This window comes from Vibrio sp. 1978 (assembly GCF_033344345.1).
On the sequence record NZ_JAWPOP010000106.1, the window covers coordinates 1 to 1,260 of the forward strand.

At 49.8% G+C, this 1,260-nt stretch carries 1 protein-coding gene; it reads right to left on the bottom strand.

From position 1 onward, the window contains the following. A partial coding sequence (locus R8N49_RS24795; RefSeq protein WP_318190175.1) for an ATP-binding cassette domain-containing protein occupies positions 1 to 1,260 on the bottom strand: 1,260 nt, incomplete at both ends.

The window sequence follows — 1,260 nt, forward strand, 5'->3', positions numbered from 1 at the left end:
TGGCGCCGTCAGTTTACGAAATTCCGCTTCGCGACGTTTTTGCTCTTTCTTCGCAGCGGCACTGTTTGCGGTATCTTTAACTGGTTGCGACGCTTGTGCTTCTTTTCGCTCGGCTTTTTGTTGTTCAGTCAGCCACTTGTAGTAGTCGTTTAGGTCACCATCGAATGGTGCAACTTGGCGATCATGCACTAAGTACAAATCATCGGTGGTTGCGCGCAGTAAGTAACGGTCGTGTGAAACAATCACCATCGCACCTTCGAACGTTTGCAGAGCCATGGTTAACGCTTGGCGCATGTCTAAGTCTAGGTGGTTGGTTGGTTCGTCGAGTAGCAATAAGTTTGGCTTTTGCCACACGATCAACGCCAGCACCAAGCGTGCCTTTTCACCACCAGAGAACGGTGCGACTTTTTCTAGCGCTTTGTCGCCTTGGAAACCAAAACTACCTAGGTAATCGCGTAGTTGCTGCTCTGTTTGATCCGGTGCGATCTGCATCATGTGCTGCAGTGGTGTTTCTTCTGGGTGCAACGTCTCCAACTGGTGCTGAGCAAAGTAGCCGATCTTTACGCCTTGCGAATAGGTGAGATCGCCACCTTGCGCTTTAAGTTCACCTGAAAGCAGTTTGATTAAGGTCGATTTACCTGCGCCGTTGCGGCCAAGCAAACCAATACGGCTGCCCGGTACTAAGTTCAGACGAATCTTTTCTAAAATTAGGTTGTCGCCGTAACCTGCCGATACGTCGTCCATCATCATGATTGGATTTGGCAGCGCAGCTGGTTGACGGAATTCAAAGCTGAATGGGTTATCGAACTGCGCGGGCAAGACTTTTTCCATGCGTTCTAGCGCTTTGATTCGGCTTTGCGCTTGGCGCGCTTTCGACGCTTTGTAGCGGAAGCGGTCGATGTAGCTTTGCATGTGCGACATTTGCTTTTGTTGCTTCTCGAACATCGCTTGTTGCAGCATCATTTTTTGCGCACGTTGATTTTCGAATGACGAGTAGTTACCCGTGTATTCGTTCAGCAGTTGGTTTTCGATATGGATGATGCGACCAACGATCGGATCTAGGAAATCTCGGTCGTGCGAGATCAAGATCAGTGTGCCAGGGTAGTTCTGCAGCCAGCGTTCTAGCCACATTACGGCGTCCAAATCCAAGTGGTTGGTTGGTTCGTCGAGCAGTAGTAGATCGGAACGACACAATCGTGCTTGAGCCAAGTTAAGGCGCATACGCCAACCCCCAGAGAACTGAGTTAAGTTCCAGCTCAT